Genomic DNA, 687 nt, shown 5'->3' with positions numbered 1-687 from the left:
TGACCCGATGTGTGGGTGGCAAACTGGAACTGGTTAATTTATATTATTTATGAGCGGAAATGTAGTCAAGCACAATTTTCCACCCATTATTTTCACTGGCATATCCCCATAAAGGCTCTGTTAACTGTTCTAATTCTTCAATACAATGACGAGTCTTTTTTACCATTTCTTTTCTTTTTTCGAGAGGGATTGAATTTAATTTTTTATTTGATACCTTAAACCTGTTATTTTGCAGAAAATTAACGGTGTCAATATAGTTATTATCATCAGTAAAAATTGTATCTTGGGGAAAACAGGATATAACCTTTTCAAATGCTGTTTTCAGGGTGAATAATCCTAAAGCATTTAATGCTTCTGGGATAAACGGAACTAATTTTACCTGTTCACAAATAATATACCACCAACCATCACATTGCCAATTCCCCACCATATTCATACAAATATGCAAGGTAAAAAGTTCAGGGGTCACTTTTTCTTTTATATCATCTAATGTCCCCAATTCCCATAATTTATCCGACAATTCAGCCAGTGTATTTTCATCTAAACATTTCACTCCGTTAAGGAGTTCCTGTAATGTAAGCACTGTTATTTCCTCCTCGCAATATAAAATTTCTCACAATCAACTTCCGCTTTGCTGTTAACTTCATTATACTTTACCCGACCGTCAAAGTATAGAGAGATTTTGTA

Annotated in this window: 1 protein-coding gene; it reads right to left on the bottom strand. The window is 34.1% G+C overall.

Annotation, left to right across the window (positions count from 1 at the left end; translation table 11 throughout):
- Positions 1 to 43: 43 nt before the first annotated feature.
- Entirely contained in the window at positions 44 to 583 is a 540-nt protein-coding gene (locus DXB70_RS13980) for a hypothetical protein (protein ID WP_118413592.1), read from the bottom strand.
- Positions 584 to 687: the final 104 nt, after the last annotated feature.

The organism is Clostridium sp. OM05-5BH (assembly GCF_003481505.1).
Lineage (GTDB): Bacteria > Bacillota > Clostridia > Lachnospirales > Lachnospiraceae > Otoolea > Otoolea fessa.
The sequence above is the reverse complement of the archived record's forward strand: the minus strand, read 5'-3'. Positions and strand labels throughout refer to the sequence as shown.